25 protein-coding genes and 1 pseudogene are annotated in these 24,367 nt (G+C 57.8%); 13 read left to right on the plus strand and 13 right to left on the minus strand.

Annotated elements, in window-relative coordinates; genetic code table 11:
• Positions 1 to 209, plus strand: a pseudogene (locus tag QMB98_RS08630) (hypothetical protein); the annotation flags it as partial.
• A gap of 179 nt (positions 210 to 388) precedes the next feature.
• Here QMB98_RS08630 and QMB98_RS08635 read toward each other — a convergent pair.
• From QMB98_RS08635 to QMB98_RS08655, 5 genes are all read right to left on the minus strand, one after another.
• Entirely contained in the window at positions 389 to 1,237 is an 849-nt protein-coding gene (locus tag QMB98_RS08635) for a PRD domain-containing protein (protein ID WP_371685317.1), read from the minus strand.
• A gap of 5 nt (positions 1,238 to 1,242) precedes the next feature.
• Positions 1,243 to 2,670 (minus strand): glycoside hydrolase family 1 protein, encoded by a 1,428-nt coding sequence (locus tag QMB98_RS08640; protein WP_371685318.1) that lies wholly within the window; start codon positions 2,668 to 2,670, stop codon positions 1,243 to 1,245.
• Positions 2,667 to 3,128: a PTS glucose transporter subunit IIA gene (locus QMB98_RS08645; RefSeq protein ID WP_371685319.1), complete on the minus strand. Its 462-nt coding sequence runs from the start codon at positions 3,126 to 3,128 to the stop codon at positions 2,667 to 2,669. The genes QMB98_RS08640 and QMB98_RS08645 overlap by 4 nt, the downstream gene beginning before the upstream one ends.
• A gap of 14 nt (positions 3,129 to 3,142) precedes the next feature.
• Positions 3,143 to 5,029: an FAD-dependent oxidoreductase gene (locus QMB98_RS08650; RefSeq protein WP_371685320.1), complete on the minus strand. Its 1,887-nt coding sequence runs from the start codon at positions 5,027 to 5,029 to the stop codon at positions 3,143 to 3,145.
• A gap of 87 nt (positions 5,030 to 5,116) precedes the next feature.
• A complete protein-coding gene (locus tag QMB98_RS08655; RefSeq protein WP_371685321.1) occupies positions 5,117 to 6,535 on the minus strand; it encodes a PTS transporter subunit EIIC in 1,419 nt (472 codons plus the stop codon).
• Positions 6,536 to 6,940: 405 nt separating this feature from the next.
• Between QMB98_RS08655 and QMB98_RS08660 the strand changes: the two genes are divergently transcribed.
• Positions 6,941 to 7,216 (plus strand): HPr family phosphocarrier protein, encoded by a 276-nt coding sequence (locus tag QMB98_RS08660; RefSeq protein ID WP_371685322.1) that lies wholly within the window; start codon positions 6,941 to 6,943, stop codon positions 7,214 to 7,216.
• Between the two features lie 13 nt (positions 7,217 to 7,229).
• Positions 7,230 to 8,918, plus strand: a complete 1,689-nt coding sequence (gene ptsP, locus QMB98_RS08665; protein WP_371685323.1) for a phosphoenolpyruvate--protein phosphotransferase — start codon at positions 7,230 to 7,232, stop codon at positions 8,916 to 8,918.
• Between the two features lie 104 nt (positions 8,919 to 9,022).
• Here the strand turns inward: ptsP and crcB are convergent, their stop codons facing one another.
• The 3 genes from crcB to QMB98_RS08680 form a co-directional block, all read right to left on the minus strand.
• On the minus strand, positions 9,023 to 9,391 hold the full coding sequence (gene crcB / locus QMB98_RS08670) for a fluoride efflux transporter CrcB (protein WP_371685324.1): 369 nt from the start codon (positions 9,389 to 9,391) through the stop codon (positions 9,023 to 9,025).
• On the minus strand, positions 9,388 to 9,870 hold the full coding sequence (locus QMB98_RS08675) for a CrcB family protein (protein ID WP_371685325.1): 483 nt from the start codon (positions 9,868 to 9,870) through the stop codon (positions 9,388 to 9,390). Before QMB98_RS08675 ends, crcB begins: the two co-directional genes overlap by 4 nt.
• A 169-nt stretch (positions 9,871 to 10,039) precedes the next feature.
• Positions 10,040 to 10,723 carry an LppP/LprE family lipoprotein gene (locus QMB98_RS08680; RefSeq protein WP_371685326.1) on the minus strand — a complete coding sequence of 228 codons (684 nt, stop codon included), beginning with the start codon at positions 10,721 to 10,723 and terminating at the stop codon, positions 10,040 to 10,042.
• Positions 10,724 to 11,021: 298 nt separating this feature from the next.
• Here QMB98_RS08680 and QMB98_RS08685 point away from each other — a divergent pair, with 298 nt between their 5' ends.
• A complete protein-coding gene (locus tag QMB98_RS08685) occupies positions 11,022 to 12,008 on the plus strand; it encodes an ADP-ribosylglycohydrolase family protein (protein WP_371685327.1) in 987 nt (328 codons plus the stop codon).
• A gap of 233 nt (positions 12,009 to 12,241) precedes the next feature.
• Here the strand turns inward: QMB98_RS08685 and QMB98_RS08690 are convergent, their stop codons facing one another.
• The gene (locus QMB98_RS08690; RefSeq protein WP_371685328.1) at positions 12,242 to 12,457 is read right to left on the minus strand and encodes a heavy-metal-associated domain-containing protein; all 216 of its coding nucleotides are present in this window, start codon (positions 12,455 to 12,457) and stop codon (positions 12,242 to 12,244) included.
• A gap of 199 nt (positions 12,458 to 12,656) precedes the next feature.
• Between QMB98_RS08690 and QMB98_RS08695 the strand changes: the two genes are divergently transcribed.
• The gene (locus tag QMB98_RS08695; RefSeq protein ID WP_371685329.1) at positions 12,657 to 13,391 is read left to right on the plus strand and encodes a Crp/Fnr family transcriptional regulator; all 735 of its coding nucleotides are present in this window, start codon (positions 12,657 to 12,659) and stop codon (positions 13,389 to 13,391) included.
• A gap of 376 nt (positions 13,392 to 13,767) precedes the next feature.
• The gene (locus tag QMB98_RS08700; RefSeq protein WP_371685330.1) at positions 13,768 to 15,099 is read left to right on the plus strand and encodes an NAD(P)/FAD-dependent oxidoreductase; all 1,332 of its coding nucleotides are present in this window, start codon (positions 13,768 to 13,770) and stop codon (positions 15,097 to 15,099) included.
• A gap of 326 nt (positions 15,100 to 15,425) precedes the next feature.
• Here the strand turns inward: QMB98_RS08700 and QMB98_RS08705 are convergent, their stop codons facing one another.
• Together QMB98_RS08705 and QMB98_RS08710 are read right to left on the minus strand one after the other, a co-directional pair.
• Positions 15,426 to 16,325: a rhodanese-related sulfurtransferase gene (locus QMB98_RS08705; protein WP_371685331.1), complete on the minus strand. Its 900-nt coding sequence runs from the start codon at positions 16,323 to 16,325 to the stop codon at positions 15,426 to 15,428.
• Positions 16,326 to 16,376: 51 nt separating this feature from the next.
• Positions 16,377 to 17,030: a metal-dependent transcriptional regulator gene (locus QMB98_RS08710; protein WP_371685332.1), complete on the minus strand. Its 654-nt coding sequence runs from the start codon at positions 17,028 to 17,030 to the stop codon at positions 16,377 to 16,379.
• A 179-nt stretch (positions 17,031 to 17,209) separates the two neighbouring features.
• Between QMB98_RS08710 and QMB98_RS08715 the strand changes: the two genes are divergently transcribed.
• Positions 17,210 to 17,608: a hypothetical protein gene (locus tag QMB98_RS08715; RefSeq protein WP_371685333.1), complete on the plus strand. Its 399-nt coding sequence runs from the start codon at positions 17,210 to 17,212 to the stop codon at positions 17,606 to 17,608.
• On the opposite strand, the gene QMB98_RS08720 is transcribed toward QMB98_RS08715, so the two are convergent.
• Together QMB98_RS08720 and QMB98_RS08725 are read right to left on the minus strand one after the other, a co-directional pair.
• Positions 17,577 to 18,281, minus strand: coding sequence for a DeoD-type purine-nucleoside phosphorylase (locus QMB98_RS08720; RefSeq protein ID WP_371685334.1), 705 nt, complete (start codon positions 18,279 to 18,281; stop codon positions 17,577 to 17,579). The genes QMB98_RS08715 and QMB98_RS08720 overlap by 32 nt on opposite strands.
• Before the next feature lie 176 nt (positions 18,282 to 18,457).
• The gene (locus QMB98_RS08725) at positions 18,458 to 19,657 is read right to left on the minus strand and encodes a cobalamin-independent methionine synthase II family protein (protein WP_371685335.1); all 1,200 of its coding nucleotides are present in this window, start codon (positions 19,655 to 19,657) and stop codon (positions 18,458 to 18,460) included.
• A 250-nt stretch (positions 19,658 to 19,907) separates the two neighbouring features.
• Between QMB98_RS08725 and QMB98_RS08730 the strand changes: the two genes are divergently transcribed.
• From QMB98_RS08730 to QMB98_RS08755, 6 genes are all read left to right on the plus strand, one after another.
• Positions 19,908 to 20,372 carry a hypothetical protein gene (locus QMB98_RS08730; protein ID WP_371685336.1) on the plus strand — a complete coding sequence of 155 codons (465 nt, stop codon included), beginning with the start codon at positions 19,908 to 19,910 and terminating at the stop codon, positions 20,370 to 20,372.
• The gene (locus QMB98_RS08735; protein WP_371685338.1) at positions 20,369 to 21,133 is read left to right on the plus strand and encodes an HAD-IIB family hydrolase; all 765 of its coding nucleotides are present in this window, start codon (positions 20,369 to 20,371) and stop codon (positions 21,131 to 21,133) included. Before QMB98_RS08730 ends, QMB98_RS08735 begins: the two co-directional genes overlap by 4 nt.
• Positions 21,134 to 21,511: 378 nt before the next feature.
• A complete protein-coding gene (locus QMB98_RS08740; protein ID WP_371685339.1) occupies positions 21,512 to 22,237 on the plus strand; it encodes a hypothetical protein in 726 nt (241 codons plus the stop codon).
• Between the two features lie 342 nt (positions 22,238 to 22,579).
• The gene (locus QMB98_RS08745) at positions 22,580 to 22,912 is read left to right on the plus strand and encodes a hypothetical protein (protein WP_371685340.1); all 333 of its coding nucleotides are present in this window, start codon (positions 22,580 to 22,582) and stop codon (positions 22,910 to 22,912) included.
• Positions 22,899 to 23,342, plus strand: coding sequence for a hypothetical protein (locus QMB98_RS08750; protein WP_371685341.1), 444 nt, complete (start codon positions 22,899 to 22,901; stop codon positions 23,340 to 23,342). The genes QMB98_RS08745 and QMB98_RS08750 overlap by 14 nt, the downstream gene beginning before the upstream one ends.
• Before the next feature lie 213 nt (positions 23,343 to 23,555).
• Positions 23,556 to 24,326: a hypothetical protein gene (locus QMB98_RS08755; RefSeq protein ID WP_371685343.1), complete on the plus strand. Its 771-nt coding sequence runs from the start codon at positions 23,556 to 23,558 to the stop codon at positions 24,324 to 24,326.
• Positions 24,327 to 24,367 lie beyond the last annotated feature (41 nt).

Here is a 24,367-nt window from a genome sequence, read left to right on the forward strand (position 1 = left end):
CATTTGAGTCTCCCACGATGACTCCCAACAATCTTCACCATCACCGTTGCTGGCAACCCCGCAGGAATTTACACCACACTAAAGGACTCACCCAGAGGTACGAGGACTGGAAGCTTGATGATCCTGCTGGGCAGGGGATTGTGGCAGTCCGCCCCATCCGCGACGAGATCAAGGCACGAATCGAAGAGCTTATTGCTTCTCTCGATTAGCGGATGCTTCCGTTCTGATTGAGAGAACTGAGATCGATCGATACCTGTTCTCATGGCTTCATTCCGGCATGCGTTGATGGAGTGTGCCTGAAGAGACAAGTTGGTTGTGCCTCCGGCGGGGGTACAACCGGAGGCACAACTGGTTGCGGGCTGTGGCCTTGCCCGCTCGCTTGAATCCGCTATCGGTCAGACTTGAACGAGCTCGAGACTCTCAGAACGTGGACTGTGAGATACATGAGCTCACCTCGCCCGATGGTGAGATTCAGTTTGGTTTCGATCATCCTCACGATCTCTTGAGCAACTGCGTATTCGTTTGCTGCTGAGTCGCGCAGGGCAGTGGCGACGGTGGCATCCATATCTGGAATAGTCTTGCCATCCATCCGCCTCGCAACGAGATAGCGAAGGTGTGTGATGAACCGTGATGCTACTTCGTCCTCGGGGTCGATCGTATGTCCGCAGGATCGGGAGAGGATACCGAGGCTCTCACCGAGGATGTCTGTGACTCGCATAGCGGTGGTCATCTCCGGTGAGGAAAGCTGTCCATTGACGAGGTGAAGAGCGAGCGGCATCGCCTCCGAGGAGGGCAGCTGGACGCCCAGTTTCTGCTCGACAAAGTGCATGGCTTCCCGAGCAAAGGACACTTCACGAGGGTAAAGACTGGCGATCTCCCACTTCAATGGGTAGTCAAAGGATTCTCCTTGCTGGGAACGCTGAATGGCGAAGTTCAGGTGGTCGGCAAGGGGAAAGAAGATACTCTCGTGCAGGCTTGGGTCGATCTTCTTTCTCGCGTGGGCGATGATTTGCTCGACTACCTCAAGAATGTTGGGTGGGATCTCCTGGAGTAGTTGTGCGAGTCGTTCCGCGGGCGCGGCACCGGTGGGGAAGTAGGCGCGTTCGATGAGCGTTTGATCGACTTGGTCGCCAGGGTTCTTCTGGAAACCGATGCCCTTGCCGCGCACCACGAGCTCCTGGTCGTGGTGGTCAACGGCCAAGACAACAGAATTGTTAAAGACTTTTAGTATCTGCATGGCGATCACGACTCAATTAGCGAGCTCAGGTCCGCTCCGTTGGTGTCGATTACACGCTGGTACCAGTAGAAGCTGTCTTTCTTGAGGCGATTAAGACTGCGAAGATCGTCTTCCGTGCGGTCCACATAGATGAAGCCATATCGCTTTTTGATGCCCTGATGCGTGGAAACGAGATCGATCGCGGACCAGGGGCAATACCCAATCATCTGCACACCCTCCGAGATCGCCAACCCGATCTGCTCAATGTGCTGGGCCAGGTAGTCGATCCGGTACGGGTCTCGGACTCGACCGTCCTCATCAACGACATCGAATGCGCCAAGGCCGTTCTCGGTCACAAGGATCGGGAGATTGTAGCGCTCCCACACCTGACGGAGCGTGGTGCGAAATCCCACGGGATCCACTTCCCAACCGAAGTCGTTGGTTGGAAGGGTCGAATTCGGTACTCCCTTGTACACTCCTGGTTCACCGATCACGATGTGCTGATCGCCAGCGCCCTCCATCTCGCCATCTTCCGCAAGTGGCCGGCGGACCGTGTGTGAGACGTAGTAGTTCAGGGCGATGAAGTCCGGGTTCGCATTGGCCAGGATCTCACCGTCGCCGGGTTGAACTTCAGGTAGCCATCCCTTTCGCTCCATGATTCCCCAGGCGGTGGAGTGGTACGTTCCGCGGGTCGCCATGTCCAAGTAGAGCCAGTTGCGAAGGGCTGAGTAGTACTCTGCTGCCTGGACGTCGAGAGGATGGGGTGTCTCGGGATAAACGCAGGCGATGTTGGGTGCGGGTCCAATCTTCACGTTGGGTGCAATCTCGTGGCACGCCTTCATGACCCGAGCCTGAGCGAGGAACATGTGATGGTTTTCCTGGTAGGCGCGCGCCATCGCCCCGTCGTCGCTCGTACCGAGGACGTCACCCATCATGACCATCATGTTTTGCTCATTGATCGTCAGCCAGTAGGGGACACGATCGGAGAAACGTTCAATGACGATTCGGGCGTATCGTTCGAATGCATCGATTGTTGAGCGGCTGGCCCAGCCACCCTTGAGGTTGAGTGCGTGCGGCAGGTCAAAGTGAAACAGTGTTGCAACGGGCGTGATCCCGGCCCGAACGAGAGCGTCAATGAGCTTGTCGTAGTGTGCGAGACCTTGCTCGTTGATCTCGCCGTCACCGTCGGGGACGATGCGAGTCCAAGCGATTGAGAAGCGGTATGCCTTGAGGCCAAGCTCGGCAAAGAGTTGTACGTCCTCTTCGAAGCGATGGTAGTGGTCGGCTGCGACCGTGAAGTCTGCCGTTCCTTCGGGGATCGAATCCCTCATGTCGATGACCGAGGGGCCCTTGCCATCCGCGTCCCATCCACCCTCAACTTGATAGGCGGACGTGGAGGCGCCCCACAGGAAGTCGCTATTGAAACGCGGACTCATGTCCAGGAAGCTACTCATTTGGTCACCTTCATAATGACATCCTTCAGTTGGACAGTTCTTTCTTGTGTGGCGGCATCGGTGTCAATATTTGCGCAGTCCTTCGAGTTCGTGACGACCACAATGACACTCGTGTCGTAACCGGCTTTTGCAATCCTCTTCCGATTGAAAGCGGTGAGTTCCTCACCCGCCTGGACCGGAACTTTCTCTGTCACGCGCGGTTTGAAGTGTTTCCCTTCGAGTTCCACGGTTTCGAGACCAATGTGGAGGAGAAGCTCAGTGCCATCGTCTGCCCGAATTCCGTAGGCGTGTGGGAGAACTGAGACGATCTGCCCGCTGATAGGGGCGACGACCGTGTCGCTGTCTGGCGTGATGGCAACTCCCTGCCCGAGGATGCCAGTTGCAAACACTTCATCATTGACTGATTCGAGGGGAATCAGCTTGCCGGTGATGGGGGCAAGAACCTCAAGCGTGCTCATGAGTGAATTTTCCTTTATAGATTGATGGCGTATGAGTAGGCTTCGTAAACTGCGTCTTGGATGATCCTGGGTGTCACGCAGTCTCCGACCATGACCGTCTCGGGGGTGATGCCGTAGAAACCCTGAGCTTCGTTCCGAAGTGGACGCATTCCGACGGCGAGGATCACGTTGTCCGAATCAAGGAACACGTCCTCTTCGGGTGCCTTGATCTGTACTCCCGCGGGCGTGATCTCCTTGCAGACAGAGTTGAAGTGGAACGAGAGATTGGGTGTGGCGGCAAGTTTTTGACGCAGTCCTTCACGGTAGAGGGCGTTTCCCTTGCCTGCGAACTTGTCCGCCAGGTCAACCACAACAACATTCTTTTTCTCAAGCTCGGCGAGTTCGAGGGCCATCTCGGTTCCGATCTGTCCGGCGCCGATGACGACGACTCGATCACCGAGTTCCACGTCGTCGACGACGGATTCGTTGGCGAGGTAGACGTGCGGAAGATCCAGCCCCGGAATGGGTGGAACGAGCTCTGTTGCGCCGATGGCCAGCATGAGGGCGTCGGGCTCGAGTTCTGAAACCAGCTGCGGGGTAGCATCGACTCCGAGGCGCACATCGACCGTGGAACGGTCAATTGCACGCAACAGGTATGCGAAGTAGTCGGCGATGTCCTCCTTGTAGTGCTCCTTGGCGATCCACCGGAGTTGACCACCCAGGTCATTCGATTTTTCAAGAAGGATGACCTCGTGCCCACGGTCAGCCGCTGTCATGGCACCAACGATTCCAGCTGGACCGCCGCCAACAACGACGAGTCGTTTCTTGGCCGAGGTTGGGCTTGGGGTCCTGGGGATGAACTCCTCATTCCAGAAGCGTGGGTTAACGGAACAGCCAACGTGCCTGCGATTGGTTGAGATGTGGTAGCACTGCAGGCACCGAATGCAGGGCACGATCTCGTCCTCTCGTCCTTCCTGGGCCTTTCGTGGCCAGTTGGGATCCGCGATGAGGGCACGTCCGAGGGCGACGAGGTCGGCAGCACCAGAGGCAATGAGTTCCTCGGCGTCGTCGGGGTTGAGGATAGCTCCGACAACTCCGACCTTGATGTTGACATGCTTCTTCACTTCCGCAGCCCAGTGCGCGTTCGGCATTCTCTGCGAGAAGTTGGTGGTGGCGAGGTGAACGTTGCCTTCAATGCCAATGTCGACACCTGCCGAAATCTGCACCGCATCAATGTACTTTTCAGCCCACTTGATGAACTGAAGAACGTCCTCGAACTCGATGGAGTTATCCATCCATTCGAAGGCACTGATGCGCATGTCGATTGGGAAGCCCGGGCCCACGGCCTCTCTGACCGCCTTGAGGATCTCGAGTGGGAAGCGTGCACGGTTCTCGATTGAGCCACCGTACTCGTCAGTGCGGGTGTTGTTGCGTGGGGAAAGGAACTGGGCAGGAAGCCAGCCGTGGCCGAAGTGGAGGAAAAGCATGTCGAAGCCAAGATCCTTGGCATTCCACGCAGTCCTTGCCCAATGCTCGAGCACCTCGTCCATGTCCGACCTCGTCATGCCACGGACTTCGGTTCCATCCTCGCGGACAAAACTAACCGGGCCGCGAGCGAAGTCCTTGACGCGTGCGTGGAGGCCACCATGGAAGATCTCGATGGAGGCACGTGCTCCAGCCTGATGAATCTTCAGAATCCGGCGGCGGGTCGCCTCAGCCTCATACTTCGAGAAGGCATCCGGCTCGTCGGGGCTGGCGAAGCTCGACCGTCCGGGTTCGACGATGGCATGGCCAGCAATGACGATTCCTGCACCGCCTAACGCTTTGTCTTCAAAGAAATCACCCGTGGGTGGAGCAACGATGCGGTTCTTCGACACCACTCCGTTGATATTGATTGGGCTAAAAAGATTGGGGAAGCGCATTGGACTCCTTGTCGATGTTCCCGAGCTAGTTTCAGTTGACGAGCGTGGTGTGGGGCCCTCATCAGATGGTGGCCCCACACCGGCAAACTAGGTGGATGAGACGCTGTTCGTTTCAAGTCGCTTTGCCGCGAGGAGCTTTTCTTCCTGGCGCTGCCTGGTTGTCAGCAGGTAGGCAGTAAAGAATCCGACGGCAATGGAGATCGCGACAGCGATGAAGTACGGAACCGCTCGTGGTGAAGCGATGAACGCGGGGGCTCCGAGGATTCCGGAGAATGCAAAGGCCGTGACGTACACGTCGAAGAGGCCACAGACGAAGCCACCAACGAGGCCGCCGATGAAGACGGAGACGATGTAGCGCTTGTTCTTGATGATGACGCCATAGATACCGGGTTCTGTAATACCAGCAACGCCATTGACGAACGCGGCAGAACCGGCGATGGCCTTGGTCTCCGGATTGCGGGTGGTGAGTAGGACGGCGAAGAGGACGCCGAGGATGGCGTAGTTGCCCATGCCGCCCGCCGCGAGGCCATACTCGTATCCCTGCTCTGCAAGAATCGAGAGGAGGATAGGTGTAACGAGCCAATGTGCGCCAATCATGATGATGAAGACGAAGGTCGCGCCAAAAACGGTCGAGAGAATTAGCGGGTACTGGACGAGCCAGCCGTATGCTTCTGCAACGCCTGAAGCGATGGCGAAGCCAACCGGTCCGAAGACCAGAAGCATGGCAGGAACCATGATGAGAAGGGAGAAGACCGGGACTAGCAGAAGCTGCGTGGTCTGAGGCAGGATCCGCTTCAGGCTCTTCTCAAGGTACGAAAACGCCCACATGCCGATGATGATCGGGATAACCGTGTAAGCGAAGGACTGCCCGATGAAAGGAATGCCGAGGAAGTCCAAGGATTCACCGGTGACATTGATGTCCGCGATACTGGGCTCCATGAGAGCTGCAGCAATAGTGGCGCCAATGTACGGGTTCGCCCCGAAAGTCTTTGCTGCAGTGAATGCGAGTAGTACCGGGAAGAAGTACAGCATCGCATTGCCCGTGGCGTTGAGAATCGCGTACGTGTTTGAGGTATCCGCAAGCCAGCCGATATCGACAATGATGGCGAGCAATCCCTTGATGATGCCGACAGAGGCAAGGACAGGAATGTAGGGCGTGAAGATAGCAGAGATAGAAGCCAGAACCCGGTCGACCACCGTCGGCTTTTTACCTTCTGACTCACCGGAAGTGGAATGCAGGGGACCGTCCTCCGAGACGCTAGGGACCTTGATGACGTCCGCAAAGACATCGCCAACATGGGTTCCGATGATGAGCTGGAACTGCCCACCGCTCTCGAGAACTCCTAGAACCTCAGGATTCTCCTTGACCGCTTCCTTGTCGGCGAGAGATGAGTCCTTCAGTCGAAAGCGCAAGCGCGTTGCGCAGTGAGTGACACCTTGGATGTTGCTTGCGCCGCCGACGCCGGCAACCAAATCCTCGGCAAGTTTTTCGTATGTTTTGGCCATTCCGTCCTCCTCGACGAACAGCCGACGCTGGCCAAAACCACGAAAGGCAAGACCAGGCAATCGGCACACCAGTAACCGAGCCTTGGGTCTTGCCTATGAAGTCACAATCCCTGAAGCAAATTTGTGGCAGTTCAAGATGATCTGCTGAGCAGAGTATAAGCACACTTTTCCAGAAAGTACACAAACTTCGAGGTCGGAAGTTTTCTCGGACGTGAGTATACGAGGATTGCCAGTGAGCATGACTTGACTTCCCGTTTCAGATCAATGATCCTGTTCTCATCTCAGGATTGTTACTGACCAACGTGTTCATCGAAGACACGTTAGAGTCACGCAAGACCTAGTCGATACCGCGAAAACGGTGCGACTAGGTCTTTTTTATTAACAAGATCTTCTGGAAGGAAGCCCATGTTTGAGCAAACCATTCATGTCACGACACCAACCGGCCTTCATGCAAGGCCAGCTGGACAGGTTATGGAACTTGCCTCCGCTGCACCATTTGATGTCGAGATAGGTCGCCTCGGAGAGGAGCCCGTCGATGCTGAGAGCATCCTGTCCATCATGGGACTCGGGGTCGTCCAGGGGGAGACGGTGACGGTACGCTGCCAGACCGACGCCGACAATCCACTCGCAGTCCAACTTCTACAGGATCTCAGTGCTGTCCTGACATCCACTGAATCATAGGAGGGGAGCAGTCGTGAACCGTCAGGTCCTTGTCGGGCAAAGCGTAGGGCGAGGTGTGGTCTCGGCGCCGTCATTCTTCCTTGGTAAGCCGCTCGCCCCACCGGAAAACGAACCCGCGTCAATCAACCCTGAAGAGACCATTGAGCAGGTGCAGGAGCTCTTCGCATCGCAATCTTCGAAGCTGAACGACAAGGCGGCGAGCGCGGACGGTGAGCTTGCTGAAGTGCTCAAGATTTCGGCTTCGATACTCAAAGATCGGGCACTTCTCAAAGACATCAAGGCGCAGATCGATAGCGGAACTGGAGTCGTGACGGCGGTCTATGGCTGCTTCTCGACGGTGGCAGAGAGATTCGCAAATCTTGGCGGATACATGGCGGAGCGAGTCTCTGACATCCATGGACTCCGGGAGCAGATTCTCACGCTCCTCCTGGGCCAGCCGGCAGTGGTGATGCCCAGTGATCCTTACGTCCTTGTGGCACATGATCTTTCGGTTGCACAAACATCAGATCTTGATATTGACAATGTTGTCGCAATTGTCCTGGAGGAAGGCGGAGTGACCGGTCATACGGCGATCGTTGCAAAGCAACTTGGTATCCCATGCCTTGTCCAAGTCCGCGGTGTGGCGGGCATGAATCACGGAGTTGTCGTACAGGTCGACCTTTCACACTCGCGTGTCATATGGGAACCATCGGAGACCGACCTGGAATTCGAGAGGACGTATGCGCTCCAAGAGGAGCGACTGGCGAGCATGACCGGCCCAGGAAGAACCAGCGATGGCTACTATGTGAGTCTCAATGCAAACATCGGGAACGCGACGGATCTTGACCCAGGCATTGGCCACCCAGAAGGCGTGGGCCTCTTCAGGACCGAGATGTTCTTTCTCAATAGGATGACATCGCCAACGCTCGAGGAGCAGGTCGAGCAGTACGCAAAGGCGGCCCAAGCTTTCCCGAACGGTCACGTTGTGATCAGGACCTTGGATGCTGGTACGGACAAGCCGGTTCCTTACGTGCTGGCAGAACAGGAAGAAAATCCGGCTTTGGGTCTTCGAGGAAATCGGCTCAACGATGTTGTTCCGGAGGTCCTTCGCACTCAGCTTCAGGGAGTCTCCCAAGCAGCCCACCAAAGTGGTTCGGGCGAACTCTGGGCCATGGCACCCATGATCGCAACTGTTGATGAAGCTCGCGACTTCTATGCGAGGGCACGAGAGGCAGGGGTGACAAAGGCCGGGGTGATGGTGGAGATTCCGAGCGCGGCGCTTCTCGCGAACGAGATTCTTGCAGAAGTCGATTTCGTCTCGATCGGTACCAATGATCTTGCCCAGTACACGATGGCGGCTGATCGGCTCGACACGAGGCTTCAGCACCTGTTGTCACCCTGGCAGCCGGGCGTGCTTCGGCTCATCAAGAGCATTGCCGAGGCAGGTATCGCGCAGCGTAAGCCCGTTGGGGTCTGTGGTGAGTCTGCTGGGGATCCACTCATGGCGATCGTTCTGGTCGGTTTGGGTGCGCAGAGTCTGTCGATGGCGCCACCATCGCTCGATGTTGTTCGCTATTTCATTGGGCAACATTCGATCAAGGAATGTCGAGGGATAGCGGAAACGGTCCTCAGCGCTCGAACGGCTGAAAGTGCTCATAGGGCCGCGTTGGAAGCTGTGTCTCCAGAACTTCGAGCATTCATTGAAGTACCGGAAGCTGCTTGATGAGATAGCGAAGAATGACCTGACTCATTTGAGTTGACAGGGCCAGCCTAGGTGGATGAAACAGGGAATGCTCCGGGTCTGCGCCTGGGAGCCCGTTGCGCACGCTATACCAACATGAGACCCAAGAGCGCGGCGGCAGTCGATACGATGAGCGTACCGAGGCTGTAGGTCAGGGCCCTGGTGTACTTGCGTTCTCTCATCAGGGTGACGGTTTCGTGGCTGGCGGTGGAGAACGTTGTGTAGCCGCCAAGGAATCCGGTGCCGAGTACGAGTTGTAAGGAAGGGGACGCGATCTCGGTCAGCACGAGGCCGGTGAGTAATCCAAGGAGAAAAGATCCGGTCACGTTGATAGTGAATGTGCTCCACGGGAACGCTTGACCAAGTTTCGCCTTGATCGCCTGATCAACACTGAAGCGGGTGACACCGCCGAGACCGCCCGCGACCGACAAAGTGACAAAGAGAAGTGGGCTCATGCCTTGCTCCTCTTGTTAGCGAACAGGTGAGGAACGATCATTCCGATGGTGGCGGCAACGAGACCCAGGATGAGAGTGCTTATGCCGTACAGCACCGCCATCTCCACCCTCGAATGATCGATGAGCTCGGCATTGGCGGTAGCAAAGGCGCTGTACGTGGTGAAGCAACCAAGGAACCCGGTTCCGAAGACGAGCCGTCTGCGCTGCCAGTTCTGTCTGCCCCGGCCAAAGATCTGAATAGATTCCAGAAGTAAACCCAGTAGCAGAGCACCCAACACGTTGATCCCAAGGAGAGATAGCGACGGGGTGGACTCCGGAAGCGCAAGCGTGAGCGCTTCGCGGCTGGCAGTGCCGAGAACGCCGCCGAGGAAGACCAGGATGGCTTGATAGAACCAGCGGGCCAGTAGCGACAGGGACGTGGTGCGGGAACTGTCATGAATGCTTCGACCATGGGTCGCGCTGGGGTGGTGTGAAGACACTAACCTACCTTCTCTCTTCAATCAGCAGATGAGGTAGGGACCGTTGTCGGGAGAACCGAGGTTGGGAACGGCAGGCCCCACTGCCGTAGGCGAAAACGCCAGTCACAATAATTGCACATTCACGAGGGGATGTGAGCCTATGCCCATCATCCCCTCAGTGACTCGTGACTCACTGGTTGGGAGGAACGTCGCCCCTGTGAACAATCGACTGGCTCCCCTCATCCCACGTGAAGGTCGAGACCGCCCGACCGGACGCTGTGGCCGTGGCCTCTCCTTCGAGCGTGTAGGTGTAGGTCACCTGGATCCGCTCAGGTCCGAGCCTCACCACCTGGGGGTAGAAGCCGTAATCCTCGAAGGTGGCTCGACCAAGGAACTCGCCCCGATGGTAGAGAACGATGCGATAGGGGGAGGAGGCGGTACCGCGATCGATTGGGAGAGTTATCCACGATAATTCAGCACACGGATCACAGTTGTTCTCGGCGTAATCAGGGCCCCATTCGTAGCCCTGCGATGACGTTGGGTTCCCGGCTACGTACTGAGCAAGGACCTCATCGTGGCTGATTCCCTCGGTGCAGGTGGGTGCCTCGGAACCATCATCAGTGGGCTCGTCATGATCCGTTGCGTCGCTGGTGGGAACTGGAAACTCGCTCTCGACATCCTCAGTGGTCGTTGCCTCCTCGGATGTGGCAGGCGAGTCAGATTCGGTGCTGTTGTCGGTACTGTCGACAGAGGTCTCGGTGGCACGCGGTGTCTCGCTCGCGTTCTCGTCAGCGGGCGCGGAATTGGAGCAGCCGGCCAACAGCATGGCTGCCAAGATGAATGTTCTAGATAGCTGACGAGCTGTAGCTCTCATGTGGCCCTCCAGGTCGTGATGCACTCGTTGCTTGGAATTAGATTAAGGAAACCTGTGTGATGTAGCCAACAGCTCAGCAAAGTTGGCTCATTAATTCCTTCTGATGCTTGGGAAACCGGCCGAACAAGGCCTGTGGGTGAACAGAAACCGTCCTCCGCGGAGGTTGTAATCTGTGCTCCGGATTTCGGAGGTGGATTGCGGAAACTTCAGGTGACACTCCGATGGCAAAGAGATGCTCCGAGCGTGCTCGCGGCAACTGTTAGGTTGCAGGTAGTTGGAAGAAGTGGAGTGAAAAGCAATGGGTTCCGTACGTGATCGTTCCCGTGGAGCATTCGAAGGGTTTGTTCTTGGAGACTGCCTTGGCTCATTGACAGATGGAATGAGCGCCGAGGAGGTCGTGTCGACATACGGCATGATCAGCGAGCAACTCGTGCTGGAACGAGCAGGCGATAGCTCAAAGCACCCGCCACTCCTACGCTCTAGTAAGTTGCATTTTCTTGGTTCTCATCTCTTGACACATGGTGGGATTATTACTGCTTCCCTGGTCCAAGAGGCCCTGGAGCGGGATAAGGAACACGTAGCGGTGGGGGAGAGTGGGTTTCTGACCGACTACAGTCGAATCCTCATCGAAAGCGGCACGAAGCGACCCGAGCACAGCACCACCGCCATGCAGTCATCTGCTGAGGCCGCGGTCATCGCCGTAGCCATTGGCGTGGCTTTCTCTCGGCCCTCGCAAGATCGCACTCTGCGTGCCGCGATTACTGAGCTGAACGAGCTGACTGGTGGCACGACACAGAACTGGACCGGCATAGCACTCGTGGTGCAAACAATACGAGGAACAGTCAACGGGTTTAGTGTCCGAGACGCTATTGAGGAGGCGATCGCAGACGTCGCACAGATGGAACCACTGGGAAGGTATATGCCCGGCGCCAACGTTGTGGCCCGTACCCTCGAGGGGCTCGACGGTGCTGAGAATCTCAGACCCATGGAGTTGTCCAGTTACCTCACGAGGACAGTCGGACTGTCCGCCGCAATGAATGAGGCCGTCCCAGCCGCCTTTGTGTTGGCTGACTACTACCGGAACGAGCCTTTGCGGGGCATTTGCACGGCGGCGCAGCTCGGTGGTGCCAGCGGCATCATCGCCAGCCTGACCGGCGCGATCCTCGGTGCTGGTGGCGCGCCCTTTGGGATCGAAGGTAATGGGTTTTCCGCTCGCGGCAAGCTCGAGGGTGTCGTGGAGATTGCGGATGCACTCTGCGACCGAGCAATGAGCAAGAGGCCGTAGATGCTTAGATCCTCACCCTCGCAAAAGGCGGATACAATCGGTGAACACGGACGCAATCGGTGAACACGGTTAGTGGCATTCAATAGGAAGGGTGGGTGGCGCTCGTTGGGCACCACCCACCCTTCAGCAAGTTCCTCGTCACCTTCTTGACATCTGTCCTGGCAATTTGCCCGCCCTGGACGTCTCAGAGGAACCGGGGATCTCTTGGCAGCGTCTGTACCGCTACCTGGAGCCTAGAAGGCTGCAACCTTGGCAGGGTAACCGTTCTGAGTGACGGTGTCGGCCAACATCTGCGGATCGATTGAATCCTCGTGCTGGATCTGGATCTTGCCCGTGGAGAACTGGACTGTTGCCTTCTCGACACCCGAGACCTTTGAGAGGGCCTTTTCGAGCTTGTCTACACACGAGGGGCAGGAGAAACCCTCGGCGCGAAGAAGTGTGGACGTCATGATGACATTCCTTTCCCGGATGTGGATCCGAGCCGTAGTTGCTTGAACACTTCTCATTGTTGGCGCACGCGAGCAGGTCAACCATGATGGGGATCAATTAACGGCAAAGTCCGGCCCAGATGATGACTCAGGCGACAGAATATTTCACGACATTTCACTAGAATAAAACCAGTCGATGGGTTTGACGAAAGGGGTCGTTGTGGCACGGTCACCGATTACGCGCTCTGTGGGCGAGATTCACGAATGCTCCGAAGAAACTCGGCTGAAGGTCCTCCACGTCGTGCGCTGGTTCAAAGACCTAAGCCCAGCTGAGATCGCGGAGCTCAGCAAGGGCATCACCTCGCACGCGTGGCACGAGGGAGAATACATCCAGGTGGAGGGCGATTCTGCGGACGCTCTGCACGTTATCGCCCAGGGACGCACCAAGGTCGAAAAGGTGACTGTTGAGGGATCGACCCGGATCGTCGACATCGCAGTCGCCGGCGATCTCGTTGGCGTTCTCCCGCAACTTGGCGAACGCTCCTACACCGACTCCGTTGTCACCCTCCAAACCACGTGCGCACTACGGATCGATGCTGACCGTTTCAGGCAGATCATGATGACCTACCCATCCGTTGCCCTCAATGTCGTCGATGACCTCGCGGGCAAGCTCGCGCGCTCGCGGACCAGCGAAACCTCCGGCGGGCAGCCCGTGCCGAATCGTTTGGCGGGCGTTCTGCTCATGCTGATGTCCAAGGCCGGTCGCCGCGACAGGGGTGGCATCCTCATCGATGTGCCGCTTTCAAGGACCGATCTGGCAGCCATGACCGGCTCGACTCCCGAGTCCGTTTCCCGCGTCATGAGCAAGTGGAAGGCCGACGGTCTCATCGAATCTGGCAGGCGGTGGACGAGGATTCTCGACCCTGTCGCCATCCGCGACCTTGCCGATTCGTAGCTCGTGTCCCGCACCACCGTTCAGTTCCTAGGCGTAAGTCCGATTTGTCCTGGTGGGGCGGCTGTAGGGGTACTTCAAAGTGAAAAATGCGCATGAATTCTTGCTCGATGCCGGTGCCAAGTCGGGACGAAATCTTTGCCTGACGCATGTTGAACCGTGAATATTTACTGCCCGACACTCCTCCTGAGCCTCTGACCAGCAGTGTTCTTTCTCGCATTAAGCCCTGAAAAAACATCATCGGAACTTGATGAATTCCCGATTTTTGTTGATTTTTCGCGGAATTGATTTATCTAGGGCGAAGGTCCTAGGTAATGGTGGTGCGAATCCCAGCTGTAGAGCCTGTTCATTACCCAGTCCACCGATTAGCGTTGTGCCCATGAACGTTGATTCTCCATCCGTACCCCACGTCGTTATCGTCGGTGGTGGGTTTGCTGGAATTGCTGCCGCTCGTGGCTTGCGCAAGACCAACGTACGTGTCACTTTGATTGACCGTAACCCGTACTCAACCTTCCAGCCTCTGCTGTACCAGGTTGCTACCTCCACGCTGAACCCCGGCGATGTCACCTACTTCCTGCGCGCTCTTTCGCGCGGTCAGAAGAACCTCCGAGTCAAGCTCGGCAACGTCGAGTCCATGGACCACAAGGCTCAGACCCTGACGCTCGATGATGGTCATGTTGTTGACTACGACTACCTCATCATCGCGACCGGTGTGTCTGCTAACTACTTCGGTATCCCCGGGGCGCAGGAGCATGCACTTCCGCTTTACACTCGCCAGGAAGCGATCGACGTGCGCGACCGCGTTAACGGCCTCCTCGATGCTGCGACCAAGCGTCGCGGTGAGAAGATCCGCTTCCTCATCGTTGGTGGCGGCCCCACCGGCGTTGAGACTGCTGGCGCCCTTGCTGAGATGAAGCAGAAGGACCTTCCCGTTGTCTACCCCGAGCTCGCGCCCGACACGGTCGAGATCATGCTGGTCGACATGGCGGACAAGGTTCTCGGCCCTTTCAGTGAAGGTTCCTCCGCATACACGGAAGAGGAGCTCCGCAAGCGCGGTGTCAACGTCGTGCTCTCGAAGTCGGTCAAGGAAGTCAAGCCCGATGGCGTCATCCTCAAGTCCATGGGTGAAGACGGTACCGAGGACTGGGTTCCTGCGGCTGCCGTTCTCTGGGCCTCCGGCGTGACCGTTCCGAAGGCTGTAGCCGACTGGAACGTGCCCCAGGTTCGTGGCGGACGTATCCCTGTCTCCGATCGCCTGCGCGTCAATGATCTCGGCAACGTCTTTGCCGTCGGCGACGTCGCAGCAATCAACGACGATGTTCTTCCTCAGCTCGCACAGCCGGCTAAGCAGACCGGTTCGCACGTTGCGAAGGTCATCCACGGACTCGTTCACGGTGGCGACCCGGGCCCGTTCAAGTACACCGATCTTGGTTTCATGGCCACCATCGGACGTGCAGACGCTGTTGCAGAGGTGACGAAGCTTCCGGATATGAAGGGCTTCCCTGCCTGGATGATGTGGAACGTCGTCCATATCGCCACCCTCATGGGCGGACGCAACCGACTCTCCTCCATGGTGAACCTCGGCATGAAGTACATTCTGTGGGGACAGAACCACAACCTCATCGTTGGCGACATCTCCGACTTCTCGAAGAACGCAATCGAGGGCCCCATGTCGGCCGCTAAGTCGATGAAGCGACGCCACCACAAGTAACGTGATCGGAACCGATCGTCAGTTCTGACAAGCAAGGGCGGGTGCAAGCCGAAAGGTTTGCGCCTGCCCTTCTCGATACCGTCTCCAATGACAGCTCATTCCTCCACGTCATCTGGCGAGCAGCAGTCAGGCATCCCTGAGGCATCTTGGGATGGTGTGGCGTCTCGTTACTATGACGTTGTTGCGCAAGTTGTCATGACGGGTTCGACGTAGCCAGCGTTGTGAATCGGCGAGCTTCTTCCCAGAGACAGGTGAACCTGCCACGTGGTGGATTCACCCTTTTGTTTAAAAAGATGTGGATCAGTGCTTGAGGACCGGTCCTCTTGTCAGACCGCGACGCTCAGGTGCTCCTTGCAGAACACGGGCTTCTCGGCGCATTCCGTGCAGGTGACGAGGCGGGTCACGCACGAAGCGTCGCCGCAGTTGTGGAGCTCTTCGGCGGGCTTGCCGCAGTTGTGGCAGACGCCGATGATGGCGGTGTTGGGTCCGAACTTGATGGTCTCGCGATCATCGAACACCGTGAGGGAGCCCTTCCAGCGGCCCTCGTTGCCGAACTCCTCGCCGTAGCGGACGATGCCACCGAGAAGCTGGTACACCTTGGTGAAGCCGCGTCGCACCATGAGCGCCGACAGAACCTCACAGCGGATTCCGCCGGTGCAGTACGTGAGGATCGGGGTGTCTTTCAGGTGGTCGTACACGCCAGCATCGAGGAGCTTAACGAAGTCGTGGGTGGTCTCGGTGTCGGGAACGATCGCGCCATCGAATCGGCCGATTTCCGCCTCGACCTTGTTCCTGCCATCGAAGAACACGAGGTCGGGATGCTTCGCGATGAGGTCCTCGACCTCGTTCGGTCGCACGTGGGTGCCTCCGCCAACAACGCCATTCTCGTCCACTTCAAGTTCCTCGGGAACGCCGAAGGAGACGATCTCGGGACGTGCCTTGACGGACAGGCGGGGGAAGTCGCGGGACATGCCGTTCTCGTCGAGTCCCGTGCCCTCGGACCATTTCGTGTCGATGTGCTTAAAAGCTGGGTAAGACCGCAGCGTCTTGACGTACTGTTTGCAGGCCTTGAGCTCACCGCCAATGGTGGCGTTGATGCCGTGCTCGGACACGAGAATCCTGCCGCGCAAACCAAGCTTCTCGCACAGGTCGCGCTGCCACAGCCTGATCGCCTCCGGATCGGGAAGCGGGGTGAAGCAGTAGAACAGGAGCACGCGGGACATCATGGGTGGAGGTACCTTTCAAACGACTACTAAAAAGTATAGTGCGAGCTGTTCCTAGTCTTCCGTATGGTGCTGATCATGCGAGAGCCACACGTTGTTCTCCAGAGGTGCCTTCGGAATCCGTGCGTCACCCACGGTCATGCTGTCATCTGCTACCGTGATGTCACGACCGGGCCGCAGACCCAGCTCGGAGGATTGGCGGAGAATCTCGGGGTCAGCATCATCCACTCGCATCACCACGTATCTGCCATTTGGGGCCTTGGAAAGCGGGATTGCTTCGTGATCGACGATGCTGCCGTCCCGGGCAGGGATCGGGTCGCCGTGCGGATCGAAGGCCGGGTTGCCAAGCAGATCATCGATGGCGTCAATGAAGCGGGTCGACACGGAGTGCTCCAGAGCGTCCGCCTCGTCGTAGACCTCGTCCCATGAGTATCCGAGCTTGTCGTGCAGGAAGGTCTCCATGAGCCGATGGGCCCTGACGGTGGCGATGGCGTGCTGCCTGCCCTCGGGCGTGAGCCGAATCGAGCGGTACTTCTTGTGCTCAACCAGCCCGTCCCGAACGAGACGGGTCACCGTTTCGGACACGGTCGAGGGGGAGAGGCCCATATCCTTTGCAAGCCGGGTTGTTGTGACCGGGGTCGATGACCATTCGGTGGCGGACCAGATGTACTTGAGGTACTCCTCGACGGTTTGGCTTAGGCTGCTCAACACGCTCTCCTTTAGCTATCGAGTTGGTAACGGCTCGTCCATGATCCCTTGAGGGTTTTGCCAGCCTCGTGGGTTTTAATGGAGGAATGGAGAAAGAAAAATCTGATCCCGATCCACGCCGGGCTGTACTAGACATTGTACGTCCGGAAACGACGTACAGCCTTTCGCTCTCTGTTGAGTTGCTGGATCACATCGATAGGGTCCGGGAGATCGATCGCAGGATTGACACCCTTGTCGAAGAGACGCTGGATCTCAATCGCTCCGAACGCATCGTCCTCCAGGCCGTGCATGCCGGCTACACGATCATTGACGATCTGTCGGAAGAACTGGGACTTGTCACCGAGGCAACGAACGCCATCGGAGCCTCACTGCAGGGCAAGGAACTCGCTGTTGTTGTCGACGATGAACTGCGACTGACCAACAGGGGAGCGGCTGTAGCTGACCAGAGTCTGGCTCTGCGTTATCGGAACATGGATGAGGCCTCCGCCCATCTCAACCAGAGTCAGGCAGAGGCCGTATCCGAAGTCCTCGAACGTGCGCGGTACGTCAGGAATGCGCCGCAGCTACCGCCAGCTTGAGAGCATCCTGGAAGCGTGACTCGCGATCCTCAGGTGACATGTCCGAGGACGAATCAAAGAGGTGGTCCGAGACGGTCAGGACCGTGAGAGCCTCAGCCCCGTGCACTGCCGCAAGGGTGTAGAGCGCAGCGGTCTCCATCTCAACACCGAGAGTACCTAGCTCAGCCAGCTTCTTCACACCAGCCGGATCGTTACCGTAGAAGGCGTCGCGGGACACCACGGGACCGACGTGAACCTTCTGGTCCTCCGTCGCGGCACCAACCGCAGCGGCAAGCAGATTCCACGACGCCGTGGGAGCGTACTTGATGCCATCAACGAGATTGGTCAGGTTCGTGTCGGTGTGGGCGCTCATGGCGACCACGACTTCACCGATCTTGACCTTGTCGGACATGCCGCCACAGGTACCCACGCGGATGATGCGCTTGACGCCGTAGAACTGGAACAGCTCAGTCGCGTAGATCGAGAGTGAGGGCTGGCCCATGCCAGAGGCCATGACCGACAGTGGCTTGCCGTTGTACTCGCCGGTGTAGGCGCCGATGCCGCGAACGTCCGAGACCTTCTCCGCGTCCGGCATCAAGAGATTGGCGATGCGCTCAGCGCGGCGCGGATCCCCGGGCATGATGACCGCGGACGCGATCGAACCGTCGGGGGCGTTGATGTGGGGTGTTGGCATGATGCTCCTTTACATAGATGGTCCCCACCAGTGTACTGGTGGGGACCATCGGAAGAAGCCGCTCACGAACCACACATAAAACCACGGACGAGTTGGGTCATGAGCGAAAGGATTGAGGGTCTAACGGAACTGCTCAGACCCACAACCACTGAGCTCTTATCTGTTTGTTTTTCGCTTTAGGAGAGTTGCTCGTTGGCGAGCGCTGCGCCCTTGACGAGAGTGTCGAGCTTCGCCCAGGCAATGTCCGGGTGGATGCGGCCGCCGAAGCCACAGTCGGAGGATGCGATGACGTTGTCGGAGCCAACGAGATCGGCAAAGCGGATGAGGCGATCGGCAACGAGCTGGGGGTGCTCAACAACGTTGGTTGCGTGCGAGACGACACCGGGGAGGATCTTGCGGCCGCCGAGGTCGCGGTTCTCCCACACGCGCCACTCGTGCTCGTGGCGGACGTTGCCGGCCTCGAACGAGTACTGCGCAACATCGATGTCGAGCATGGCATCCGCGATGTTCTCGAACTCGATGTCGGTCGTGTGCGGGCCGTGCCAGGAGCCCCAGCACAGGTGGTAGCGAACGCGGGAGCGGTCCAGGCCCTCGAGAGCCTCGTTCACGGCATCAACACGGGTGCGGATGAATCGAACGTAGTCCTTCGGGTCGATCTCGGGAGTGATCTGGTCGTAGGACTCGGCGAGCGACGGGTCGTCGATCTGGAGGAGCAGACCGGCGTCAAGAATCGCCTTGTACTCTTCGCGAAGCACCGGGACCCATGCCTTGATGAAGTCCTCTTCGGTGTCGTAGTAGGCGTTGGAGATACGGGAGGCGGAGCCGGGTGCGATCGCGGTGATGAAGCCGGTGTTGGCGTCGCGGCCGTTCTTCTGCAGTGCGGCAACGAGGTTGGTGGCATCGGCGCTCACGGCATCCTGGCCGATGTAGCTGAGCGGGCCGGTCGCGGTCGGCTGAACATCGATCGAACTGCCCATGGCGACGGTGGCGTCGGGGCCGAAGTAGGCGTTGGGGAAGCGTGCCATGTCGCGGCGGTGTGCGAAGCCAGAGAGCTGAACATCGTCCGGGGTGGACTGGTGTTCTTTGGTCAGCCACGAGTCGTCACCCTCAACGATCTCGAGCCCGCTGGTGCGGGCATATGAGTACGACCACCATGCGCCGTAGTCAACGGACTTCGACATGAACTTTCCGTACTCACCGTCATTGACGATGTCGATACCGGTGGCGCGCTGCCTCTCAACAACGACAGCGACCTCGTCGGCAAGAATACTGGCGTAGACCTCGGGGTCCTTGATGCCGAGATCGGCCTGGTTAGCTTCAATGAGTCGCTCGGTGCGGGGGAGCGATCCAGCGTGGCTGGTGAGGATCAAATCCATGTCCTTTCACAAAACTTGTTGGTTCATTCATCGTTTCAGGATCGTGAAAGCTCAGGACTTCCTTTCCCTCATTTCTCACATGGTGGCTACCGTTCCCACGCGATCTCGAGCCTTCCAAGAATGCTGTGTGGAGACCTCTACCCAACGGGTACTTTCAAGGATTGGCGCTACTTCCGGAACAATGTGGAGATAAAACGAGATGTTTCGGTTTTTCCGGTACGCTCTAAATCACATGTGAAAGGAAGTAGTCATGTCGCAACAGCCCGGTGGCCCTCAGGGTCAGAACTTCGGTCAGAACAATAATTTCCAGCAGAACCAGAACCCGCAGGAGGGCTACGCTCCTTCGGCATACTCTGCTCCCCAGCCCGGCTACGGCCAGCAGCAGAGCTATGGTCAGCCCGCCTTTGGTCCTCAGCAGACCGGCGGCTTCGGCGCACTCTTTTCGACAAACTTCGCAACCAGGGCAACATCGTCCCTGCTCAAGAACGTGATGCTCCTTGGCATTGTTGCATTTGGCATCTTTGCCGGATACGCTCTCTTTGATCTCATCGCACTCCTGGCTGCGGACTACGGTCCGGGCGCAATGGGCATCATCGCCGCCATCATCCAGTTCGTCTTCCGAGTTGCTTTTGGCCTGGTGTTGCTCGGCGTGCTTCGCATTTCGCTGGAATACTTCGGCGAACAAGACAAGAAAGCTGACTCGAACTCCAATTGAGCTCACACTACAGACTCGTTGCCTTTGATCTAGACGACACCCTCGCGCCCTCCAAGTCGCCCATTCCGAAGCGAATGGCGGACGCGTTGGTGAAGCTCCTGAGATGTGCGGACGTGTGCATCATTTCGGGAGGAAACATCGCTCAGTTTGAACGACAGGTCCTGGATCACCTCGAGGCAGACCACGAGGCTCTCGAACACCTCCACCTCATGCCCACCTGCGGAACCCGCTACCTGCGTTTCCAGGAAGGTAACTGGATCACCATCTACGCGCACGACCTGTCAGAAGAAGAGCGTGACTCCGCCATTGCATCCCTCAAGGAGCATGCGGAGGAGCTCGGACTCTGGGAGACAGAGACCTGGGGCGACGTGATCGAAGATCGCGGCTCCCAGATCACTTTCTCCGCCCTCGGGCAGTCGGCGCCGATTGAAGCCAAGCGCGCTTGGGACCCCGACGGTTCCAAGAAGGTAGCACTGCGTGACGCGGTTGCTGACGACCTTCCCGAGCTTGAGGTTCGTTCCGGTGGCTCCACCTCGATAGACATCACCGCATCCGGTGTTGACAAGGCTTTCGGTATCACGAGGCTGTCTGAGTACACCGGTGTGGCATTTGACGACATGATCTTCGTTGGAGATCGTCTCGATCCGGGTGGCAACGACTACCCGGTCGTCGCACTGGGTTGCAAGACGGTGGCAGTGGAGGACTGGGAGGGCACGGCGAACTTCGTTGAGAAGCTCGTGTCTGTATTTCCAGGCCGATAGGTTCTCAGTTCATCCCAAGCCTGGTAAGTTTGAGCGTCGATGCCCCGGTAGGACAAACTATCGGGGCATCGACGTTTTCCTCACAGGCGGTGGGAGATGAGAGGGTGTGCACGCGTGCCAGTGGTTGTCGTCAAGCCCAGTCCGTTTGCCTGACTCTTAGTAGGCCTCTTCAATCTCTTAGAAGACATCTTGAATCAAACTCACAGGTCACGAGCACAACGCACCTGACAGAGAGCTAAACAGGTCCTCATCAATTCGTACATTTCTCGTGCATATCACCTGTAACGTTGGCATATGAACGCACCACCCGGATTCAACGCACATCAACAGCCTCAGCCACCCGCGATCTATCAGTTGCGAGGCAAGCTCTTGCCCGGGGTGATCACCGCCGGCATTGCAGGTATCCTTGCCTTCATGGGAACGGCGTTACCGTTCGTCGATTTCACGTTTGTTACGGTTTCGACTTTTGGGATGGCCTTCGATGGGTCCTTCGGCTTCCTGGCAACGCTAGTCGGCATCATGCTAATCCCAACAATTGTGATCATGGGGGCCGCGCCGCTCGTTGCATTCTTGAAGCCAACCCCAGGGTGGACGGTCCGAGCAGGCATTGCCGCGATTGTTGCTGGCGGCCTTGGCTTGCTCTTCATGATCGTCTTGATGTTTGTGGTGACCGATGAGACCGGCACCTCCGTCAGCAGCTCGATCAGTTACTCCAATAGTCAGATGCCAGGTGTGGCCAGCTGGGGCGTCGGCACGTGGTTCACGATCATTGCATTCATTGCCGGAATTGTTGGCGGTGTCTTATTTTTCATGAATTCGCGTCCCTTCGATAGCGCACTTCGCGACTTCGAACAGCAAGCGGGCTACATAGCATTCGGCCCACATGCTCAGTACCAGCAGCCGGGCCCGTATTCCGCGAAACAGAGCATGTACCCCGCGCAACCGGTCCCGCACCCGGCACAGCCAGGTCAGCATGCTCCGACGCAAGATCAGTCAACTGCGCAGCCACCTCAGCCTCCACTGGACCACGTTCAACAGGATCAGCAGTCCCAGGATGATTCACAGGGCGAGGAGACCAACCAGACCGGTCAGTCTTCACAGTAGCGTTGGATGCTTGTATCAACACGGAATGCTTGACGTTACATCCATTGCTTCAGCACCCATCTGATGAGGCGTCAACGGTGTCAGCCCCGACATACTTCCCAACCGACACCGATATCATCTCATCGGTTGGCGCAGGGTCGAACGCGGACGGGGAAATCTGGAGCTGAGAGGGTTGTGACGATGATTTTGGCGGACAATGGCCAGCTTTACCCCGAACAGATCATCATTTCCCAGGTTTCTTTAAGGTAAGTTACTCGTATAAGTACAGCGCAAGGCTTCAATCCTTATCAAAACCAATACCAGCCATCAATTCAGCAACTTCGAACTTAGCTTCTTCCGGGAATGATCACGGCTGGTGCCGCGGCCCTTCTTGCCATCATTGGCGCCGCACTCCCTGCTATACAGGCCGAATACATGGGCCAGGGCGACCCGTTCTCGACCTTCGGTATGGCTTTTGACGATGCTCTCGGCACCATGGGCACGCTTGTCGGCATCCTTCTCATTCTCTCGATTCTCGTCTTTGGTATCGCACCTGTCATCGCCTACTTCAAGCTGACCACAGGCTGGGCTACCTGGGCTGGCATTGCTTCTATCGCCGGCGCCACAGTGGGCCTTCTCTGCGTGATTTCTGCTGATTTTCGTGCTCAAGGACAATACGGGAATGACGCCGAGTAGCACGACCAGCGCCATTAACGAATTTCAGCCCGGGGTCGCGAGCTTCGGCATTGGACTCTGGCTCACCTTCATTGCTCTGGTTGCGGGCATGGTCGGCGGTGTCCTGTTCTTTGGCAGCGCTCGTCCCATTGATTACGCGCTTTGTGCCATGAAGTTCGGCATTGTTCCGAATGCCCCCTGCCAGGGTCAGCCGGGTCAATTCCAACCTCAGCAAGGCCAGTTTCAAGGCCAGCAGGGCCAGTACCAGCAGGGACAGCCAGGTCACTACGCAGGTCAGCCAGGTCAGTTTGGTGGACAGCATGACCAGCCTGGTCAGTACTCGCCCCAGCAGGGCCAGTTCCCGGGCCAGGGACAGCAAAACCAGCCCGGCCAGTACAACCCTCAGTCCGGACACACGGGCCAGTCGCCGCAGGAACCCGGTGGGTGGTAACAGTCCCAGCCGCCTCAGGCATAGCCCACAAACTACTGGAGTCGGCCCCGCGTTAGGGGCCCGACTCTCTGCGTGAGGGAATGGATGATTGTTACTCGCTAGCGCGCGGTGAACCTTTGTTCTGATTGACACCTTTTGGGGCGGGGAGTGGATGGGGAGCGTTACCCCGGATAAATCACCTGTTCTCAGGTTTCGCCAAGGTACTTTGGTCCTATGAATACAGCACCAGGTTTCCAGCACCAGAATCCCCAACAGCCCAACTCGCATCTGCTTCGTAGCAAGCTCTTGCCCGGAATGATCGTCACGGTCGTGGCTGCAGTTGTTGCACTCATCGCTGCCGCCCTTCCCTTCATTCAGGCCAGCTACGCAGGCCAGAGTGAATCTGAGTCCTTCTTCGGAATCGCCTTCAACGGTGGCCGCACCTTCGCAGGTGTGCTCTACATTGTCGCCGTGCTATTCCTCTTCCTCGGCACTCTGACCTCCTACCTCAAGCCCACCGTGGGTCAGATGAACCGTGCGGGTCTCACCTCGATCGGCGGCGGCGTCATTGGCATCGTCACGGTTCTCCTCACCATGTTCGTCTTCAACACCGAAGACGGTGAGACACTAAGTGAGCAACTCAGCATGCTGAGTTCCTTCGGCGCTGACGCTGGATGGGGCTTCGGTGTGTGGCTGCTACTGATCACCTTCATCGCTGGCACAGTCGGCGGCGTACTCTTCTACATCAACGCTCGCCCCTTCGAGAATGTCCTCCGTGAAGAGCAGATGCGCCTCACCCAGAACGCTCCGTACCCCGGCCAGCCCGGACAGGCTCCCGGTCAGGCCGCACCTCAGCAGGGCCAGTACCCCGCTCAGGGACAGCAAAATCATCCGCAGGCTCAGCAGAACCAGCCCGGATTCGGCGACCCGCAGTCCGGGCAGGGCGGACAGTCCAGCCAGGACCAGGGCGGTTGGCAGCCGAACCAGCCTCCTCAGAACCAGTAAGCACCACGCGCTGACAAATTCCACGTCATGAGAGTGCCGGG

Origin of the sequence: Flaviflexus sp. (assembly GCF_041440645.1) — a bacterium.
In the GTDB taxonomy this organism is placed as follows: Bacteria; Actinomycetota; Actinomycetes; order Actinomycetales; family Actinomycetaceae; genus Flaviflexus.

Coding starts and splice junctions, on each gene's coding strand:
- QMB98_RS08635 (WP_371685317.1), bottom strand. CDS start 1,237: ATGCAGATACTAAAAGTCTTTAACAATTCTGTTGTCTTGGCCGTTGAC.
- QMB98_RS08640 (WP_371685318.1), bottom strand. CDS start 2,670: ATGAGTAGCTTCCTGGACATGAGTCCGCGTTTCAATAGCGACTTCCTG.
- QMB98_RS08645 (WP_371685319.1), bottom strand. CDS start 3,128: ATGAGCACGCTTGAGGTTCTTGCCCCCATCACCGGCAAGCTGATTCCC.
- QMB98_RS08650 (WP_371685320.1), bottom strand. CDS start 5,029: ATGCGCTTCCCCAATCTTTTTAGCCCAATCAATATCAACGGAGTGGTG.
- QMB98_RS08655 (WP_371685321.1), bottom strand. CDS start 6,535: ATGGCCAAAACATACGAAAAACTTGCCGAGGATTTGGTTGCCGGCGTC.
- QMB98_RS08660 (WP_371685322.1), top strand. CDS start 6,941: ATGTTTGAGCAAACCATTCATGTCACGACACCAACCGGCCTTCATGCA.
- crcB (WP_371685324.1), bottom strand. CDS start 9,391: ATGAGCCCACTTCTCTTTGTCACTTTGTCGGTCGCGGGCGGTCTCGGC.
- QMB98_RS08680 (WP_371685326.1), bottom strand. CDS start 10,723: ATGAGAGCTACAGCTCGTCAGCTATCTAGAACATTCATCTTGGCAGCC.
- QMB98_RS08685 (WP_371685327.1), top strand. CDS start 11,022: ATGGGTTCCGTACGTGATCGTTCCCGTGGAGCATTCGAAGGGTTTGTT.
- QMB98_RS08690 (WP_371685328.1), bottom strand. CDS start 12,457: ATGACGTCCACACTTCTTCGCGCCGAGGGTTTCTCCTGCCCCTCGTGT.
- QMB98_RS08700 (WP_371685330.1), top strand. CDS start 13,768: ATGAACGTTGATTCTCCATCCGTACCCCACGTCGTTATCGTCGGTGGT.
- QMB98_RS08705 (WP_371685331.1), bottom strand. CDS start 16,325: ATGATGTCCCGCGTGCTCCTGTTCTACTGCTTCACCCCGCTTCCCGAT.
- QMB98_RS08720 (WP_371685334.1), bottom strand. CDS start 18,281: ATGCCAACACCCCACATCAACGCCCCCGACGGTTCGATCGCGTCCGCG.
- QMB98_RS08725 (WP_371685335.1), bottom strand. CDS start 19,657: ATGGATTTGATCCTCACCAGCCACGCTGGATCGCTCCCCCGCACCGAG.
- QMB98_RS08730 (WP_371685336.1), top strand. CDS start 19,908: ATGTCGCAACAGCCCGGTGGCCCTCAGGGTCAGAACTTCGGTCAGAAC.
- QMB98_RS08745 (WP_371685340.1), top strand. CDS start 22,580: ATGATCACGGCTGGTGCCGCGGCCCTTCTTGCCATCATTGGCGCCGCA.
- QMB98_RS08750 (WP_371685341.1), top strand. CDS start 22,899: ATGACGCCGAGTAGCACGACCAGCGCCATTAACGAATTTCAGCCCGGG.
- QMB98_RS08755 (WP_371685343.1), top strand. CDS start 23,556: ATGAATACAGCACCAGGTTTCCAGCACCAGAATCCCCAACAGCCCAAC.